Consider the following 18,836-nt stretch of genomic DNA (forward strand, 5'->3'; position numbering starts at 1 on the left):
TTATGTACCGCTAGAGGCTGATAAACGTAAAAAAATCCATTAAGATTCCATGAGCCCCGATGTTTATGGAAGTCTCAGCAGGATGACTTCAAAATGATCTACCCAGTCTTGTGGAAGGCTCGGTGAATCAATGGCTTTTCTCAATAGTTCTTTATCTGATTTTCTGGTGGTATAAAGCTGAATAACTTCCTTGACACTGAGTTGGTGACCATCTTGCTTAATTTTTCTAATCTCATCTCCAGCTTCGATGGTCCCTTCTTGCAAGACTTTGAAGTAAAATCCATTTTTCTCGGCTTTCATAAAATCTTTAACAAATCTGGAATCTCCCATGCGGATCCCAAGCTTGAAGCATGGCATCCGCGGGCTAGTCACCTGAAGGATAATTGAACCCATCTCAAAAACATCACCTATAAAAGTGTTGGTTTCATCAAGACCATAAGTAGCAAGGTTTTCTCCAAAATAGCCTAGCTCAAAGTGCAGGTCTGTTCGTTCACTTTCCCAGAACTTGTAATGCTCTGCCGGGTACGCATACACCGCTTTGTCTACACCACCATGGACCGTTAGATCTGCTTGCTTATCTCCCTCGATATTGATAGAAGTAACTTTCACTGGCCCATCCACTTTTTTTTTGAAGATACCTGTAGAAATTTTATTTCCATTGTAATCTGCCTTTACCGGCTTGCCAACGAATATCGATGCTAACTGCATGTGCTTATATTTTTATTCCATACCCATGAAAGAGCAACAACCGCAACCCTACATATAAAACCAACGCGGCGGTTAATAGCCCAATCAAACGAGTGTTGAACTTGCGATTCGATAAGTATGAACCAATCATTCCACCTATAAACACCGCTACGACTAAACGAATGGTCAGCTGACCGTCAAATGTGAATGTATTCACCGCCAGCAAGCCTAGCAATCCTGACAGAGAGTTGGCAAGGATGAATACCGAAGCTAGTGATGCGATTTTCCGTGAATCTTTCCAATTGACCATGTTGAGAACAGGTGACAGGTAAATACCTCCTCCAATGCCAGATAAACCTGCAAAAAAGCCCACAATCCCTCCCAATCCCAGTCGTTTCCATAGCCCAAACTCACGTGAAGAAGTGTTATTCTTCAAAAACTTAGAAAGCATCGAAAAAGAAGATAAAATCAACAAACCTCCTAAGATTAAAAAGAACGTTTGTTCAGATAAACGCATTTGAGCTCCGAGGTAGGCCAATGGAATGCTGGGCAAAAGAAAGGGCCAAAACAGCTTCCAATCGAATACTCTGTTGCGAACATACATGATGGTTCCGATAGTAACTACGATGATATTTAGGAGTAAAGCTGTGGACCTAATTTCGTAGAAATCAGTGAGGAATATACTCATGATGGCCAGGTAGCTGGAGCCGCCACCAAACCCCACTGAAGAATAAAACAGCGCAATAAATAGAAAAATCAATGGAAGGAGTATCTCAATCTCCATACGATCAAATTAATAAACATTCAATCGGATCCCCTTCAGTTATTTGAATGGGTCCTTTCACAAAGGCCAATGCATTGCCTTGTGCCATCGAATGGATCATGGATGAGCCCTGACCATCCAAAATGGAAACTTTCTTTTCTTCTATTTGGGCTTTCAAGAATACCGGGCGATCAAACTTAATCTCATAATCATGAGCCATTGGAAGATTAACTCGCATCAGCCCGTTACCTGCACCTCCTGACAGCTTCTGCAACAAAGGCAGCACATACACATAGAAGCATGTCAAAGAAGAAGCTGGATTCCCCGGAAGTGCGAAAACAAATTGATTTTCTCTTCTTCCAAAATAGAGTGGCTTTCCTGGCTTTTGAAAGACCTTATAAAAAATCTCTTCTACGTCATTTTCTTCAAGCGCCTCCTTCACATAATCATAGTCTCCGACTGAAATACCTCCGGTAATCAAGAGCACGTCGCATTGTTCCAGGTTTTCGTCAATTCCTTCTGCAATGACATCCAGGTCATCTGCTATCTTTTGCCTTGATCCACAATAAAAGCCTTGATCTTGGAGTGCTGTTGCTAGCGTCTGGCTATTAGATTCATAAATCTGACCACTCTCCTTTTCTTCTCCCGGCTCTACCAATTCATTCCCTGTGGCAATTACATGGATGACCGGCTGCTGATATGCAGTTACTGAACCAAAACCAAGTGAGCTCAACACCCCAACTGTCGCAGGAGTCACACGATGGCCTTCTTCGAAAACGACTTGTCCTTCCGCTATTTCTGTCCCTCTTTTCCTGACATTCTTTCCTTCAACCACTTTTTCTTCCAAAATCAATGCAGTGCCTTCCACCCTGACTTTTTCCTGCATGATCACAGCGGTCGTATTTTCCGGCACCTTGCCACCTGTGAAAATTCGCATGGCCTGACCTTCAGAGAGTTCATTTTTCGAGGTATTCCCTGCGGCTACTTCTCCGACTATTTCAAATTGACTTGTTAATCCACATACAGCATAACCGTCCATTGCAGAGTTATCAAAAGAGGGTAGGTCGAAAGGAGATTGAATTTGTTTGGATAAGCAACAACCTAATGACTGGGCTAGTGGAAGTTCGTCAGGAGTACCCTTTACTTCTTGTTGATTTACGAGTGCTAATGCTTCTTCTATTGATACCATCAGCCTCCGATTGAAATCATTGAACGATTGTTTTCATACTGATCAGCGTCCATTTTCAAATCCATCCCATCTCGCGAATGTTTCTTATGTCGGATCGTATCCATGATCAATTGGTCGATTGACTCCCCTTTACGGTGGGGACTGAGTATGTCTGTTTCAGAATTGGCAAACAGGCAGTTTTTCATCTTCCCATCTGCAGTCAATCGAATGCGGTTGCAATCCGAACAGAACGGATTTGTAATGGTGCTGATGATGCCGAAACTGCCTTGATGTCCTTCCACCTGAAAGTTATTTGAAGTGCTGTGCTTTGGATTAGGCAAAGCCTCAACCTGACCAAATGCAGAACGAGCAATTTTCAATATTTCTTCTTCACTCACACCTTTACTCCAATCCCATTTATTTCCTTTGAACGGCATGAACTCAATGAACTTCACATCCACATGCTGATCTTTCGTCAAAGCGATAAAATCGTTGATTTCCTTATCATTTACCCCTTTAATCAGCACCACATTGAGTTTAATATGAAATCCTCGTGATATCCCATCCTGGATATTTTTCATGATGCGATCGTAGTAATCGCGCTTGGTTACGAAGGCATTCTTTGCCTTGTCAAGTGTATCAAGGCTCACATTGATTTTCATCAAACCAATTTCTTCGAAGAGGTCGAAGTATTTGTCCAGAAGAATGCCATTGGTTGTGAGTTTCAATGTAATGCTTAGCTTGGAGAGTTCACGAACCAGGTATTCGAAATTTTTTCTTACCAATGGCTCCCCTCCTGTCAATCGGATAGTATCTACGCCCAAATTGACATAGGTTTTCGATATCTCAATGATCTCTTCCAACGTCATGATGCTGGGCTTCTCCATCAGCTCTATGCCTTCTTCCGGCATGCAATAAAAACAGCGGAGATTGCATCTATCTGTCAGTGAAATACGCAGATAGGTATGTGGTCTTCCAAACGTATCGATGATCTTCGGTTCCATCAGTGCCCTCCTCCTTTCAAGACATGAAACACATGGAATAAATGCGGAAAAATTGCATTTATGCAATCAGAAACTCCTCCCGTAGAGCCCGGTACTCCTAAAATTACCTTGCCGTTTTTAATCCCTGCTACTGATCGTGAGAGCATCGCATATGGCATGCGCTCTTGCCCATATCGCCGCATCTCTTCTTCTACACCTTGCAGTGTGGTATCCAGCAGTGGCCTTACCGTATCAGGAGTGATATCGTGCGGTCCTACTCCCGTTCCTCCCGTAAAAATCAATAAGTCGGCAAGTTGGCTTTCCACTTGTTTTTGAATGAGATCTGCCTGATCAGGAATAACTTCATAAGAAGTTTCCAAACCAAATTCTTCCATTGCAAACAACAAAAGTTTTCCTCCTCGATCTTCTTTATCTCCGCTGGATACAGAGTCTGAGCAGACCACTACTTTACAGCTTAAGCCCTTCGAAGGTTTGTGATAGGTAGACTTTCCTCCAGTCTTTTTCAATAATTTAATTGTGCTGATTTCTACCTGTTTATCTACCGGCTTCAACATGTCATACATATTCAATGCAACAATGCTTGCTCCATGCATGGCTTCCACCTCAACTCCAGTTTTATAGATGGTTTTCACCGTCATCAAAATGGTGATTTCCAATCCGTCAATTTGATATTCTACTCCTGTATATTCAATGGGTAGCGGATGACAATCAGGCAATAGATCTGGCGTCTTCTTCACACCCAATAACCCGGCAGCTCTGGACATTTCAAAAACATCTCCCTTCGGAACCTTCCCATCATTGATCAGGTCAATGGTTTGTTCGCTCCCTACTTTCACAATTGCTTGTGCAGTAGCTTCTCTGAGTGTATTCGATTTGTTTGTGATATCTACCATATCTCGGTAATCAGTATATACGTTGTAAGTAATCAGTTTCTTTTCCCACAGAAACTAGTATACTTATTTATCATAGAACCAATCATTTTACCCAATTGAGTATACTTTTCTATTAAGGTCACAGCATCTTCATCCGCAAGATAACTACAATCACGTGCTGTTTCAATCCAGTGCTGAGTTTCTTGCTGTTCACCATCTGCATCTGTCAATTTGCTTATGAAGTGCTTTTCGTATCTTCTTTTCCCCCAAGCTTCAGCGATTTGTGCGCCAACAGATCTGGAAGATCTCCTCACCTGATCTGTAAGTGAATAAGTCTCCTCTTTCGGAAATCTCTTTGTCAACTCAAAAATATTAGCGGAAAGTGTTTTGGCTAGTTTATAGACATCCAAGTCTCTATAACTCTGAACGTACCCCATCTCTGAATACTAATTACCGATTACAAAAAAATTCTGATCACTGATTCACTTTCCACTGATGGGTTTCATCTTCAAATATCTCTTTACCAAAGACCGGGACTTTGGCTTTGATCTCTTCCACTAGATAATTGCAGGCTTCGATGGCAATTTTCCTGTGTGCTGAGGAAGTAAAAACAAACAGACACAATTCTCCAGCCTTCACGGCTCCCAAACTGTGATAAATGTGGCAGCAGGTCATATCAAATTGATCGAAAGCGGATTCTCTGATATCATGAAATGTCTTTTCCGCCATTTCTTCATAGGCTGTATACTCAATGGCCTGAACAATCTTCCCATCAATTTCATCCGCTCGCACTTGACCTAAGAAAATGCTATGAGCCCCAATGTTCGTCTTCGACTGGTGATTCGCTATTGATTTTGCAATTTTCTCCGGAGGAATCGCACCCTCCATAAATACTTTTTTTGGCTTCTTTTCGCTCATTATATTATTTCTTCTATTCCTCCTGCGTCTACCAAGTTATTAAAACCAAATTCTTTCTCAAGGAGTGCTTTGGCTTTTTTGCTTCGAATGCCAGACTGACAAAAGACGTGCACCTCATCACCCCGAGGAATCTCTTCATGCCGATCTTTCAGTTGATTGAGTGGAATCACAAGCAAATTTTTGTTAGATGGTCTGGGTTGCTCAAATGGCTCTCTGACATCCAGGTAAAGATGATTTTGATCCGAAATAGAGCAGATGGCTTCTTCCAGGCTTAATGGTTCTTTTTTAATGCGATCAATCTCTTGATCGTTTCGCAGAAATTTGATCAGTTGATCTTGCATGGTTAGTGTATCAACAATCTTTAGCTGACCAGAAAGTGGAGTACCAATTTCCAGAATGATTTTCAAAGCCTCGGTGGCTTGCATCGTACCCATGATGCCGGGCAAAACCCCCAGTACTCCCGTTTCTTCACAATTGCTGTTGTCCTTGTAATGATGGGTTGGATACAAGCAACGATAACTGGGTCCTTCGTGATAATTGAAAACCGAAAGTTGTCCCTGATACTTATAAATAGATGCGCCAACAAATGGTTTATCTGCCTTCATGCACGCATCATTGATCAGGTATTTTGTCTGAAAGTTATCGGTACCATCGAGAATAAGATCATAGTCAGCAACAAGACTTGAGGCATTTTGAATATCAAAGGGCTTTGAATAGGCTTTTATGGCTATGGAAGAGTTTCGTTTCTGCAATGCAGATTTTGCAGCCTCCGCTTTGTTTCGACCAATATCTTCTTCCGTAAACAGTATTTGTCGATGGAGATTGGTTGCATCCACGATATCATGATCGACTAGCCCAAGGGTACCTACTCCAGCAGCCGCCAGATACATTGCTGACGGGCATCCCAATCCACCTGCTCCAACAATGAGTACACGAGCTTTTTGAATCTTTTTTTGGCCTGCCTCACCAATCTCAGGAAGCTTGATTTGACGATCATATCGTGAAAAATCCGTCATCAGCCTCCAGCAAATGGTGGTAAAAAGGCAACTTCGTCTCCTTCGCTCAATGAATCTGAAGTAAACAAGGACTGATTGACTGCCAACTGAAATGACAGATCTCCAATTGATTCATACTTGGAAAGGCAGTTGGATTTTAGAATCTCCAAACTGTTTTTAACCTCACTCAATTCAACTTTCTCTTCTGTGACACCTGTTACTTCAGCAATCGCCCCAAAATATTTAATCGTTACTGGCATGTCCGTTTTCTAATGCGTTTAATCTCTTCAAATCCTCAGGAGTATCAATATCAAAACTACCCTGATCAAACGTGATGGTCTTCACATGATCTAGATGATTCTTAATTATTTTCTTTGCCCCTTGATCACCTTCAAGTGCAAGAATCTCATTGAAATACTCATTTCCCAGCAATGCAGGCACTCCGTTTACACCTTCATACTGACAAATCACAATGCACGATTCTGAGGTATGTAATTTGATCATCTCATTCAAAAGATCGGTTCTCACAAACGGTTGGTCTGAAACTAAAATCATGAGCGCTTTTAGATTCGGGTTTAATTCCAGAGACTTTTCAAGTCCTAGCTTTAAGCTCCCTGCCATTCCTTCTTTCCACCGTTCATTGATACAAACATCGAAAGATCCGCAATTAGTTTCACTCAAGATCTCATCTGCATTGGCTCCTACCACCAAAACCTTAGATTGGAACTTATCCTCACCTCCACAATCCATTGTTCGCTGAAGTAGCGTTTTCCCTTCAAAAGTCACCAGTTGTTTCGGTCGACCTAGTCGTATTGAGGTTCCAGCGGCGAGCACCACCAATCCGATATTTACCTGCTCACTCAATGATTACCTGTTTGAATTCATTGTTCTTCTTTCGATGAATTGGACCATCTTTTTCCTTGAGGCGGCCCCCTTCCGTGTCGGTCAAAACAGATTGGATTTCTGAAAGAATAGACAATCCAATTTCTGCTGGAGTTTCCGCTCCGATTTCCAATCCGACCGGAGCATGAATGGTGGCTAGTTGCTCATCTGTCAAAGCGATCCCTTTTTCTTTCATATCGTTGAGCATACGCTCATACTTCTTCTTTGGACCCAAAATTCCGATGTATGGGATCTCTTTTTTTTCTATCAAAACCTTGAGTACAGCCAGGTCATATCGATAGTTGTGCGTCATGAGTACAAAAACTGTACGATTTGTCACTTGTACCTCATCAAGAATTTCTTCGGGTTTTGAAACGATGACTTGGCAAGAGCTGGCAAAACGACTACCATTTGCATGCGTTGGTCGACCATCGCTGACTACAATACTCCATCCCAAGACCTGCGCCATTTGTGCTAACAATTGAGCATCATTTCCTGCTCCAACAAGCACCAAAGTTGGAGGCGGGGTAAATACTTCCAGAAAAAGGTATTGCTTTTGATCCTTGAAGAGGTACTCTCTAAAAAGCGAGGTTTGATCATTGAAAGCTGTTTGACAATCATCCAATACATGGTTGTGAAAATCAAACCCCTTTCCTCGTCCGCTTATATTCAAAGACTGATCAATCAGAAACGTTGTACCTCCCTGTTCTTTGGTTTTATCCAAATGAAAATAGGTTCCGATCACCATCGATTCATTTTCGGTATTGGCTTTCTTCAAAAGCTCGATGGGATTGTCATTTTGCTGGAAATCAATGGGCTCAAAGAGTACCTGAATTACTCCATTACATCCAAGTTGTGCACCGATAGCTGCGTCACTTTCGTCGCTCGTATCATACGTCACCAGTTTGTTTTTATGCTGATGCAACGCATGCAAAGCCTTTCGCAAGGCGTCTCCTTCCAGGCACCCACCACTTATTGCCCCAGTCATCAAACCGTCTTCATCGACCAGCATGCGTGCTCCAGCTCTCCGATAAGATGAGCCTTCCACATGAACAACTGTTGCCAATACACAGCCTAAATTCTCTGCCCTGGCTTTTTCATACGCTGTTATGATAGCTTCTACTTCTCTCATAGCAGTTGCATCCTTTGCTGCTCAATTACTGAACGTATGGTTTGAACCGCCTTCCGAACATCTTCCTCTGTCGAATATCTACCCAATGAAATGCGGAGTGATGCGTAAGCCAATCGATCACTGAGTCCCATTGCTTTCAGTACGTGTGAAGGCTCAATAACCGCAGAATTGCATGCCGAACCTTGAGATACAGCCAGACCTTTGAGTGATCGCATCAGGCGACTGCCATCAATATCTTCAAATGAGATGTTCGAAACGTGAGGAAGACGATTGGCTTTTTCTCCATTGACAATAAGGTCACCTAATTGTAAGAGTTCCGATTCAATGTAATCTCTCAACTTTGCTAAACGATCACCTTCAGCATCCATCTGGTCAGAAGCAACTTCACAGGCGTGACCAAACCCTACAATCCCTGGAACATTCAATGTGCCCGACCTGAGACCTTTTTCATGACCACCTCCAAAAATTTGTGGAGCAATAAGCTTCATATCCCTCACATAAAGAGCTCCCACTCCCTTTGGTCCATAAAGTTTATGAGATGATAAGGCAGCAAAATCTGCATTTAAATCGTGGAGATTGGTGGCAATTTTTCCCGCTGACTGTGTGATATCTGATAAGAAATGAACGCCCTTTTCCTGACATAGATTTCCAACTTCCTGAAGGTCTTGCAAAACACCTGTTTCATTGTTGGCTGACATCACACATACCATGAGCGTACTTTCTTTGATCGCATCTAAAATATCCGTGATACTTATCCTTCCATCAGTGTCAACATTTAACAAGGAGACTTCACCCCCTTTAGATTTCAGGTGTTCACAAGTATCGAGCACCGCTTTATGCTCCGTGCTGCAAGTAATGATGTGGTTTTTCTTTCCACTTAAATCGAAAGTCCCTTGAATCGCTAAATTGATTGCCTCAGTTGCACTGGATGTAAAAACAATGTTTTGTCCTTTTACGCCAAGCAAACTAGCTATTTGATCCCTTGAGGTACTTACCGCCTCTTCAGCATCCCATCCGAATGAATGTTGTATACTCGCCGCGTTCCCAAACTTCTGCGTGAAGTAGGGCAGCATAGCCTCAAGTACGCGTTCATCAACCGGTGTTGTCGCATTGTAGTCCAGATAGATCGGTTGGTTACTCATCAGCCATCAACTTTACCTCATCTTCAATCCTGATTTCCCCTCCTCTAATAACATGAGCAGTGATTCCTCCATGTCCTCGCATGGCATTGTATCCGCCTGGCCCCAGATTTTCTTCCATTCTGGAACAAGGGTGGCAATATCCTGTGCCTTCCAGAATAACTTCTCCAATGCTAAACTTTTGATCACGCAGTGCAAACAGGTTGATTCCTTTAATCACCAAATTTCTTCTGATCAAACCAGGATCAAATTTCTTGATGCCCATCATCGAGCATACCCCTTCCAAATGCTCCTGCTGTATCAGTGTTACTTGCCGCTTTTTACTGAATTTTCCCGCAAAGTGATCACCTTCCAGCCCTCCTTCTTTTGTTACATTCACATAGCTTATATTCTCTAATGGCAACTTTCTCTTCGGACGAACGCCAATCCACACTAATCTACCTACTTGCGGCAAGGTGCTTATTAGCGATTTAATTGGTGAATCAACTTCTGCTTTCATTCCTGGTTCAATCTCAAATGAACCATGAATTTATCAATATTAGTGGGTTAGTTTCCCTACCGTTTGCATAAAATCTTTGTATTTGATCAGATATGTCAAACGATTGTCTATTGATTTTAGTAATTTGATAGGACTAACTCAATCAACAATCTTATGGCAGCATATACAATCAAGGTGAACGGGAAAAAACATCAGCTAGATGTTGATTCAGACACGCCTATTCTCTGGGTTCTCAGGGATCACTTGAAATTAGTTGGAACCAAATATGGATGCGGCATTGCGATGTGCGGAGCCTGTACCATCCATCTTGATGGAAACTCCATTCGATCCTGTTCTCTGCCTATCTCAGCAGTGGGTGATAAAGAAGTAACAACTATAGAAGGCCTTTCCAAGGATGGAGATCATCCAGTGCAAAAAGCCTGGATTGAGCATGATGTTCCGCAATGTGGCTACTGCCAAGCAGGACAAATAATGAATGCAGCAGCATTTTTAGATAAAAATCCAAGTCCATCCAGTGAGGAAATTGCTACAGCTATGAATGGAAATATCTGTCGATGCGGAACGTATACACGAATCAATAAGGCCATCCAGACGGCTGCCAAAAACGCATAACCTAACTATTATGACAGTTGTAAAAACAGAAATTAACCGAAGGTCTTTTTTAAAAGTATCTGCTGCTGGTAGTGCCGGAATCATGATTGGTTTCAACTGGCTTGCTTCATGCACATCACCAGGTGAGACCTTAAGTATCCCTGAGGAGTGGTTTAACATCAACGCCTTCATCACCATTGCTGACAATGGCGAAGTGACTATCCTATCACCAAATCCGGAGATTGGCCAAAATGTGAAAACATCCATGCCGATGATCATTGCCGAAGAGCTCGATGTGGATTGGGACATGGTGAAAGTAGAGCAAGCAGGCCTGGATACAGATAACTTCAGGAGACAACTAGCCGGAGGCAGTCAATCCATCCGACAGGGTTGGCAAAGTCTGCGAATGGCAGGTGCGGCTGCCAGAAGATTGCTTATGGAGGCCGCTGCTAAGAAGTGGCAAGTATCTATTGCGGACCTTTCTACTGACAAAGGTCAAATAAAGAATAACAAAACTGGAGACACTATTGGGTATGGTGAGATTGCTACAGAAGCCGTTTCCATACCTGTTCCTGAAGAGATTGAGTTAAAAGATCCGAAAGATTTTAAGCTGATTGGTCAAAGCGTAAAAAACGTAGATGCTCCAAAAATCATCACCGGACAGCCATTGTTTGGATTGGATTACATGGAAGAAGGTGCAACCATCGCTATGATTGAACACCCTCCAGCTTTTGGGATGAAGCTAAAATCACTAAATGCGGAAGAGGCTAAGGCAATGCCCGGCATCAAAGATGTTTTCACAATCGATACCACGGTAGGCGAGCCTCAATGGTCGGATGTAAATGCTTTTAAGGAATTGGTAGTAATCACTGGGGAGAGCACGTGGCAAGTAATGAAAGCTAAGAAGGTACTCAAGGTAGAATGGGAACAAGACTCTCCTGCTGAAAGCAGCGCCGATCATGCGAAAAAGCTTGTGGACGCAATGACTCAAAAAGGAGAAATCGCTCGGGAAGATGGCAATCCTGCTAAAGCCTCGCAGTCTGCTGCTCAAGTAGTGGATCGCACATTCAGCGCCCCGTTTCTTGCCCACAACACACTGGAGCCGATGAATTTCTTTGCCAATGTTACCGCTGATAAAGCAGTACTTGTTGGCCCAATTCAAACCCCCGAATATTTGCGGAAGTCAGTCTCTTCTTTGCTAGGCATGCCTGAAGAGAACATAAGCATCGACATGACTCGCATGGGTGGTGGATTCGGTAGACGACTATATGGCCATTTTGGCGTTGAGGCGGTGGCTATTTCTAAGAAAATAGGCGGCCCTGTGAAATTGATATACAAAAGAGAAGATGATCTCACACAAGGAACGTATCGTCCAGCCTATCGTGTAAACTATAAAGCAGCATTGGATGATAGCGGTAAGCTTATCGCCTTCCAGGCAAAGGGAGCAGGCATACCCGGAAGTCCTTTGTTTCAAGATCGCTTCCCAGCCGGAACGGTTGATAATTATAAAGTAGAAAACATCAACATTGATACTAATATCTCCACAGGCGCTTGGCGAGCTCCTCGGTCTAACTTTGTTGCTGGAGCTGAGCAAGCCTTTCTTGATGAAGTGGCAGAAGCGGCCGGAAAAGATCCCATAGATTTTAGACTCGAGCTTTTTGATCGTGCCATTAACGATCCGGTTGGAGATCGAAACGATTATGATCCATCTCGTTATGCTGGCGTATTAAAATTGGTTCGTGAAAAGGCTGGATGGGACAACAAATCTGCAGGTGTCTATCGAGGCGTTTCAGTTTACTATTGTCACAATTCTTATGTCGCGCAAGTGGTGGATGTCGTCAAGAATGGAAATGATTTGAAACTGCAAAAGGTCTGGTGTGCTGTAGATTGTGGGATTGTTGTGAACAAGGAAGGTGCGATTAATCAAATTGAAGGAGGCATCATAGATGGTATTGGACATACGATGTATAGTCAAGTCAACTTTGACAAGGGCGCTCCTTTACAGAACAATTTTGATCAATATCGACTGATCAGACACACTGAGGCTCCACCTGAGATTGAAGTATTCTTTGTTGAAAATGGAATTGCCCCTACAGGACTGGGCGAACCATCGCTACCTCCGATTGCCGCAGCTGTTGCCAATGCTATGTATCAGGCTACAGGTAAGCGTTGGTATCACCAACCTTTCATGATCGCAGAGCAGGAAGAGTCGATCGAACTCGGATGATATAGTTAACCCAAAGCAAAGGAAGTCGGCGCAAGCTGGCTTCCTTTCATTAACCAAAGACTTCTTAATACAGTTATTGGATAAAACTTAGAAAGAAATGAAGCAGCTAATATCAACACTCATACTCTTTAGTACTATCATATGCTATGGACAAGGAAACACGAACTCGTCTTTCCTTACTAGAAATCAGCCAGTCAATTTATTGCACTCTTTCAAAGCAATGGAAGGGACAGAAAAAGCCTTTGAATTGCAATTACCTTCATTTGACCTTACCGTTAAACCCTACCAGTCAGATTTTCAAAATTTCATGTCCAATGATGTACGCCTTCTCAACTATCCTTCCGGGGATTTAAGCGATGCGAATGAGGTCATTTTCGGAAACTATATGAATACATCTTTCAATCTTGGCAGTGGTACTTTAAATACCTTTTACGTTTTTGATCATACTGGAAGACTGACAGATACCACGACAAGTTTTTCTTTCGGGAAAAAGAAATAAATCGGAAGTGGCAACTAAACCACTAAGAGGTCAGCCAGTTTTTCGCCTCCATTCTATTATCGAATAGCTTCACATTTTTAATGCGCGTTATCACCATTGTTCCATTAACCACAACGCGTTTCAGGGGACTATCAATTCCTAGAATAGCGACTTTTACTGCGACACCTCCTTGATGAAATTCCTTACCATACCCTTTCAATAGCTTATTAAACTCAGGGCATCGAGGTGTGCTGCTGAAGTCCGTAAGGATATTTAAATTATCACCTACGGTTTTACCAAGCTCTACAGCTTTTCTTAATAGCTGAATCATTTCTCGCTCGCCAGACTTACTGTAATCGCACCATAGAATTTTCTTATCATTATAATCAATGAAATAGAGGCGCTCTTCTTTGGTCAGAGTTATGTTAACCATTCTCCTAAATTATCAAATGATAATTTATTATGGAGATTTATTTCGACAATATGTACAATATATCGGTTAGATGATTAATATATTATCATATGATAACAGATTGAAATCATTCGGTTAAGCATGTCAAGAAAAAAGAATAATGCTACTCTATCGAATCAATGATTTGGTTCAATGTAGCACTCGCTCTCATTGCCTCGGTAGCCTTGCTTTCATCTGGCTGATAGTAGCCGCCAATATTCACGGCTGCTCCTTGTGCTCCGATCAACTCGTCGTTAATTTTTGATTCGTTGGCTGCCAGTTCTTTCGCCACAGTCTCAAACGTAGATTTCAATTCAGCGTCCTCATCCTGATTTGCCAACATCTCAGCCCAATACATCGCCAGGTAGAAGTGACTACCGCGGTTATCTATCTCATTCACTTTTCTTGAAGGAGATTTATTTTCTTCAAGCAATCTGGAGGTAGCATTATCCAAAGCTTCTCCCAAAACTTTGGCTTGTGGGTTGTCATATTTTTCTCCAAGATGTTCAAGCGATACAGCTAATGCAAGAAACTCACCCAAGGAATCCCAACGCAAGTGACCTTCCTCAACAAACTGTTGAACATGCTTTGGAGCTGACCCTCCTGCTCCCGTCTCAAACAATCCTCCACCATTCATCAGCGGAACAATTGAAAGCATTTTAGCACTTGTCCCCACTTCTAGAATCGGGAACAAATCCGTCAGGTAATCTCTAAGTACATTTCCTGTAACAGAGATGGTATCTTCTCCTTTTCGAATTCTATCAACAGAGAATTGCGTTGCTTCTACTGGAGACATGATGTGGATTTCCAATCCTGAAGTATCATGATCTTTCAGGTATTTTTCTACTTTTTTGATCAATTCAGTATCATGCGCCCTGTTTTTATCTAGCCAAAACACTGCGGGAACTCCGGTTGCCTTGGCGCGATTCACAGCAAGTTTCACCCAATCTTGAACCGGTGCATCCTTCACTTGGCACATTCTAAAAATGTCCCCCTTATCAACCTCTTGTTCGAGTAGAACATTTCCGTCAGCAGCAACCACTTGGACTCTTCCTGCTTCCTCAAATTGGAATGTTTTATCATGAGATCCGTACTCTTCTGCCTTCTGAGCCATCAAACCTACATTAGGAACACTTCCCATGGTTGTTGGATCATAAGCGCCATTCTTCTTACAGTCTTCAATTACTGTTTGGTATACTCCCGAATAAGATCTGTCGGGAATCACCGCTTTTGTATCCTCTGTTTTGTTGTCTTTGTTCCACATTTGCCCGGAAGTCCGGATCATTGCTGGCATGGAGGCATCGATGATCACATCGCTAGGAACATGCAGATTGGTAATCCCTTTGTCTGAATTTACCATCGCCAGCGATGGACGTGAGTCATAAACCTTCTCAATATCGGCCTCTACCTCGCTTCGTTTTGCCTCATCCAACGCTTGTATTTTACTATACACATCTCCTATTCCACTCGTAGCATCTACTCCTATTTCATTGAATAGGTCCCTGTGTTTTTCAAAAACATCCTTGTAGTAAACCTCAACCGCTGCTCCAAAGATGATAGGATCTGAAACCTTCATCATAGTTGCTTTCATGTGTAAGGAGAAAAGCACATTATTTGCTTTTGCATCCGCTATCTCCGCCGCTATAAAAGACTTAAGCTGCCCCATGCTCATAACAGATGCGTCGATAACTTCTGCTGCTTGAATCGGGAAGCTATCCTTCAGCATCTTTTGGCCTCCATCAGCTCCTACGAAATTAATTTTCACCTCTGTTGCAGATTCAAGCGTAACAGACTTCTCACCGCCATAAAAATCACCTCCATTCATGCTTGCCACATGTGTTTTAGAGTCTGCTGACCACTTGCCCATGCTATGTGGGAATTTTCTCGCAAAGTTTTTCACCGCTCTTGGTGCTCTTCGATCCGAGTTACCTTCTCTCAAAACAGGATTTACAGCACTTCCCTTTACCTTATCATACCTGGCTTTAATGTCTTTTTCCTTGTCATCCTTCGGGTCAACCGGATAATCTGGTAATGCATATCCTTGAGACTGAAGTTCTTTGATGGCATCCATCAACTGAGGAATCGATGCACTGATATTCGGCAACTTGATGATGTTTGCATCTGGTGTCTTAGCAATACCCCCCAACTCTGAAAGCGCATCGGCAATGCGCTGGTTTTCTGAAAGAAATTCAGGAAATAGGGCAATAATCCTTCCCGCAAGCGATATATCCCTTGTTTCTACATTTACCCCTGCTTTCCCTGCAAAGGCTTTTACGATTGGGAGGAGTGATTTGGTTGCTAAAGCAGGTGCTTCATCTGTATGTGTATAAATGATCTTCGCCATTGATTTTTCTTCTCTCTTTTAAGGATTAGTAACTTTCTTTTTCGTTGGGGAATTTTTGGGATTTAATGTCTGAAACGTAGTTTTCGAACGCCTCTTTCATGATTTTATTCAAATCAGCATATTGACGTAGAAAACGGGGTTTAAAATCTTGTGTGATGCCTAGCATGTCATGGACTACCAGCACCTGGCCATCAGTATCTGGTCCTGCGCCAATGCCTATCGTTGGAATTGCAATCGCCTCGGACACTCTTTTTGCAAGCTGCGAAGGAATCTTCTCAAGAACGATCCCAAAACACCCAAGCTCCTCTAAAAGCTTAGCATCCTCGATCAGCTTTTGAGCTTCCGCCTCTTCTTTAGCTCGCACGGTATAGGTTCCAAACTTATAAATAGACTGAGGGGTTAACCCGAGATGACCCATTACAGGAATTCCGGCAGATAACACACGAGAAACACTTTCTTTTATTTCCAGTCCGCCTTCCATCTTCACCGCATGACCTCCTGATTCTTTCATGATTCTTATGCATGACCTCAGTGCTTCAGACGAGCTCCCTTGATAGCTTCCAAAAGGAACATCTACCACTACCAGCGCACGATTTACCGCTTTTACCACAGATGTAGCATGCCAAATCATGTGATCCAATGTGATGGGTAATGTCGTTTCATTTCCGGCCATGACATTCGAGGCACTATCCCCAACCAGAATGACATCTACCCCTGCCTGATCGATGATCTTTGCCATCGAATAGTCATAGGCAGTAAGCATGGAGATTTTCTGGCCCTTAGACTTCATTTCCTGAAGCTGATGGGTGGTTACGATTTTAATATTTCCTTGTATACTCATGGCAAAAATGGATGCGCAATTTACATAATTGAAGCCTGACGATAAAATGAGCCGCGATAGCTTCTTGTATTTGATATGATCGTAAATTGACGAACTAATTGTTTGTAAGATATGAAACTGATTTCGCTATCATCTGTACTAATCTCTAACCTAGTTGCTAACCGCAAAGAGGAAGTACAAAGTTCAGATTTTAACAAAATTGAATATGGAACGGGCTTTAGCTAAGCTGCATTTGAGTATATCTCAAGAATTAGTTTGTATCATTGTCAGATCACAATTTTTTTCAAAAAGCATATGAAAGCTTCATTTATTTCGGACTTATCCTTACCTGCAGTTGCAGCACCAATGTTTCTCATCTCAGGGCCAAAAATGGTCATTGAATGCTGTAAAAATGGAATAGTGGGAACATTCCCAGCCCTGAATAACAGATCTACGGAAGGTTTCGAAGAATGGGTGATAGAGATTAAAGAAACGCTGGCAAAATGGGAACAAGAAACTGGAAAAAAAGCTGCTCCTTTTGGCGTCAACCTCATTGTTCACAAAACAAATCCTCGTTTGGAAGCAGATTTGGAAATTGTAGTGAAGCATAAAGTTCCACTAATAATCACCTCTCTAGGTGCTGTTTCGCAATTAGTAGATGCTGTGCACAGCTACGGTGGTTTGGTATTTCATGATGTAATTATGAAGCGGCATGCAGAAAAGGCTGCAGAAGCTGGTGTGGATGGTCTGATACTGGTGTGTGCAGGAGCTGGCGGACATGCCGGAACTCTGAACCCTATGCCATTTGTAGGAGAGGTACGTAAGTTTTTCAACAAGACCGTTCTATTGTCAGGTTGCATATCAACAGGCCGGGATATCGCTTCAGCTATGCAAATGGGTGCTGATCTGGCCTATATGGGCACACGATTCATCAATGCAAAAGAAAGCGAGGCACCAGAAGAATACCGCAAGATGATCATTGATGCGGGAGCTTCAGACATTGTCTATACGGCAGCAGTCTCCGGCGTACATGCCAACTTCCTAAAACCTAGCCTTGAGGCCATGGGAATAACAGAAGAAATGTGGAAACAATCTGCAAAAGTCGACTTTGGAGAAGAGCTGTCTGCAAATGATGAAGCAAAAGCATGGAAGACCATATGGTCTGCAGGGCAAGGTGTTACAAAAATTGAAGATACTCCCTCTGTCAATGAATTGATTGACAGACTAAAAGGAGAATTCAAGGGCGCTATACAAGAACAAGCCGACCTGCTAAAAAAGTACTAATTTTTCCACTTAATGCTACAGCCGATGCTCGGCTTTTGATCTGCAGCCTGCGGTTCATCTTCAAGATGCGTTTCTAGTGCATTGATCAGATCATCTCCGGTAACTGGCTCTGGGTTCCCGGGGGTACTGGCATCAAACCTTCCACGATAGATGCATTTTAAATCTTCGTCGAATAGAAAGAAATCCGGGGTACATGCTGCCTGATAGGCCTTTGCTACTTCTTGAGATTCATCAAATAGGTAAGGAAAGTTAAACTCAAATTCTTCTGCCTGCTCTTTTAACCCTTCCGGTGCATCTTCCGGGTAATCACCTGGATCATTTGAGCTGATAGCTACAAATCCAATTTTCTGTTCTGTGTATTGTCTTGCTACCACTGCAATCTCCTCCTCAATGTTTTTAACAAAAGGGCAATGAGCGCATATAAACATCACGACAACACCGTATTCTAATCGTACGTCCTCTAATGTTTTGTTTTCTCCCGATATAACATCTGGCAAATTGAAGTCAGGAGCTGTCGTACCAAGGGGCATCATGTTAGATTCTATTGCTGCCATACTGTTGAATTGACTATTTTTAAATCTG

At 42.5% G+C, this 18,836-nt stretch carries 21 protein-coding genes; 4 read left to right on the forward strand and 17 right to left on the reverse strand.

Annotated features, from left to right (window positions below; genetic code table 11):
- Nucleotides 1-63: 63 nt before the first annotated feature.
- From ABJF57_RS00665 to ABJF57_RS00725, 13 genes are read right to left on the reverse strand one after another with little or no spacing between them, the layout of a single operon-like run.
- Nucleotides 64-708, reverse strand: coding sequence for an MOSC domain-containing protein (locus tag ABJF57_RS00665; RefSeq protein ID WP_462235473.1), 645 nt, complete (start codon nt 706-708; stop codon nt 64-66).
- Between the two features lie 4 nt (nt 709-712).
- Nucleotides 713-1,471, reverse strand: a complete 759-nt coding sequence (locus ABJF57_RS00670) for a sulfite exporter TauE/SafE family protein (RefSeq protein ID WP_462235471.1) — start codon at nt 1,469-1,471, stop codon at nt 713-715.
- Nucleotides 1,472-1,475: 4 nt separating this feature from the next.
- Nucleotides 1,476-2,639, reverse strand: a complete 1,164-nt coding sequence (locus ABJF57_RS00675; protein ID WP_462235469.1) for a molybdopterin molybdotransferase MoeA — start codon at nt 2,637-2,639, stop codon at nt 1,476-1,478.
- Nucleotides 2,639-3,622 (reverse strand): GTP 3',8-cyclase MoaA, encoded by a 984-nt coding sequence (moaA, locus tag ABJF57_RS00680; protein WP_462235467.1) that lies wholly within the window; start codon nt 3,620-3,622, stop codon nt 2,639-2,641. The genes ABJF57_RS00675 and moaA overlap by 1 nt, the downstream gene beginning before the upstream one ends.
- Nucleotides 3,622-4,515 carry a bifunctional molybdenum cofactor biosynthesis protein MoaC/MoaB gene (moaCB, locus tag ABJF57_RS00685; protein WP_462235465.1) on the reverse strand — a complete coding sequence of 298 codons (894 nt, stop codon included), beginning with the start codon at nt 4,513-4,515 and terminating at the stop codon, nt 3,622-3,624. The genes moaA and moaCB overlap by 1 nt, the downstream gene beginning before the upstream one ends.
- A gap of 32 nt (nt 4,516-4,547) precedes the next feature.
- Nucleotides 4,548-4,931: a four helix bundle protein gene (locus tag ABJF57_RS00690; RefSeq protein WP_462235463.1), complete on the reverse strand. Its 384-nt coding sequence runs from the start codon at nt 4,929-4,931 to the stop codon at nt 4,548-4,550.
- 37 nt (nt 4,932-4,968) lie between these two features.
- Entirely contained in the window at nt 4,969-5,412 is a 444-nt protein-coding gene (locus ABJF57_RS00695) for a molybdenum cofactor biosynthesis protein MoaE (RefSeq protein WP_462235461.1), read from the reverse strand.
- Nucleotides 5,412-6,428: a molybdopterin-synthase adenylyltransferase MoeB gene (moeB, locus tag ABJF57_RS00700; RefSeq protein ID WP_462235459.1), complete on the reverse strand. Its 1,017-nt coding sequence runs from the start codon at nt 6,426-6,428 to the stop codon at nt 5,412-5,414. The genes ABJF57_RS00695 and moeB overlap by 1 nt, the downstream gene beginning before the upstream one ends.
- A complete protein-coding gene (locus tag ABJF57_RS00705; protein ID WP_462235457.1) occupies nt 6,428-6,667 on the reverse strand; it encodes a MoaD/ThiS family protein in 240 nt (79 codons plus the stop codon). The genes moeB and ABJF57_RS00705 overlap by 1 nt, the downstream gene beginning before the upstream one ends.
- Nucleotides 6,651-7,271 (reverse strand): nucleotidyltransferase family protein, encoded by a 621-nt coding sequence (locus ABJF57_RS00710; RefSeq protein ID WP_462235455.1) that lies wholly within the window; start codon nt 7,269-7,271, stop codon nt 6,651-6,653. The genes ABJF57_RS00705 and ABJF57_RS00710 overlap by 17 nt, the downstream gene beginning before the upstream one ends.
- Nucleotides 7,264-8,421, reverse strand: coding sequence for an XdhC family protein (locus ABJF57_RS00715; RefSeq protein ID WP_462235454.1), 1,158 nt, complete (start codon nt 8,419-8,421; stop codon nt 7,264-7,266). Before ABJF57_RS00715 ends, ABJF57_RS00710 begins: the two co-directional genes overlap by 8 nt.
- On the reverse strand, nt 8,418-9,563 hold the full coding sequence (locus tag ABJF57_RS00720; protein WP_462235452.1) for a cysteine desulfurase family protein: 1,146 nt from the start codon (nt 9,561-9,563) through the stop codon (nt 8,418-8,420). Before ABJF57_RS00720 ends, ABJF57_RS00715 begins: the two co-directional genes overlap by 4 nt.
- Nucleotides 9,556-10,059, reverse strand: coding sequence for an MOSC domain-containing protein (locus ABJF57_RS00725; protein WP_462235450.1), 504 nt, complete (start codon nt 10,057-10,059; stop codon nt 9,556-9,558). Before ABJF57_RS00725 ends, ABJF57_RS00720 begins: the two co-directional genes overlap by 8 nt.
- A 153-nt stretch (nt 10,060-10,212) precedes the next feature.
- Here ABJF57_RS00725 and ABJF57_RS00730 point away from each other — a divergent pair, with 153 nt between their 5' ends.
- The 3 genes from ABJF57_RS00730 (at nt 10,213) to ABJF57_RS00740 (ending at nt 13,376) form a co-directional block, all read left to right on the forward strand.
- Entirely contained in the window at nt 10,213-10,671 is a 459-nt protein-coding gene (locus ABJF57_RS00730; protein WP_462235448.1) for a (2Fe-2S)-binding protein, read from the forward strand.
- A gap of 10 nt (nt 10,672-10,681) precedes the next feature.
- Complete coding sequence (locus tag ABJF57_RS00735; protein ID WP_462235447.1) at nt 10,682-12,877, forward strand: molybdopterin cofactor-binding domain-containing protein; 2,196 nt, start codon at nt 10,682-10,684, stop codon at nt 12,875-12,877.
- A gap of 97 nt (nt 12,878-12,974) precedes the next feature.
- A complete protein-coding gene (locus ABJF57_RS00740; RefSeq protein WP_462235445.1) occupies nt 12,975-13,376 on the forward strand; it encodes a hypothetical protein in 402 nt (133 codons plus the stop codon).
- 22 nt (nt 13,377-13,398) lie between these two features.
- On the opposite strand, the gene ABJF57_RS00745 is transcribed toward ABJF57_RS00740, so the two are convergent.
- The 3 genes from ABJF57_RS00745 to panB form a co-directional block, all read right to left on the reverse strand.
- Nucleotides 13,399-13,788, reverse strand: a complete 390-nt coding sequence (locus tag ABJF57_RS00745; protein WP_462235443.1) for a hypothetical protein — start codon at nt 13,786-13,788, stop codon at nt 13,399-13,401.
- A gap of 142 nt (nt 13,789-13,930) precedes the next feature.
- Nucleotides 13,931-16,150 (reverse strand): NADP-dependent isocitrate dehydrogenase, encoded by a 2,220-nt coding sequence (locus ABJF57_RS00750; protein ID WP_462235441.1) that lies wholly within the window; start codon nt 16,148-16,150, stop codon nt 13,931-13,933.
- Nucleotides 16,151-16,175: 25 nt separating this feature from the next.
- On the reverse strand, nt 16,176-16,991 hold the full coding sequence (gene panB / locus ABJF57_RS00755) for a 3-methyl-2-oxobutanoate hydroxymethyltransferase (protein ID WP_462235439.1): 816 nt from the start codon (nt 16,989-16,991) through the stop codon (nt 16,176-16,178).
- Nucleotides 16,992-17,285: 294 nt separating this feature from the next.
- Here panB and ABJF57_RS00760 point away from each other — a divergent pair, with 294 nt between their 5' ends.
- Entirely contained in the window at nt 17,286-18,254 is a 969-nt protein-coding gene (locus ABJF57_RS00760; protein WP_462235437.1) for an NAD(P)H-dependent flavin oxidoreductase, read from the forward strand.
- Here the strand turns inward: ABJF57_RS00760 and ABJF57_RS00765 are convergent.
- Nucleotides 18,251-18,808 (reverse strand): thioredoxin family protein, encoded by a 558-nt coding sequence (locus tag ABJF57_RS00765; RefSeq protein WP_462235435.1) that lies wholly within the window; start codon nt 18,806-18,808, stop codon nt 18,251-18,253. The genes ABJF57_RS00760 and ABJF57_RS00765 overlap by 4 nt on opposite strands.
- Nucleotides 18,809-18,836: the final 28 nt, after the last annotated feature.

It is taken from the genome of Ekhidna sp. (assembly GCF_039940915.1).
Classification (GTDB): Bacteria; Bacteroidota; Bacteroidia; order Cytophagales; family Cyclobacteriaceae; genus Ekhidna.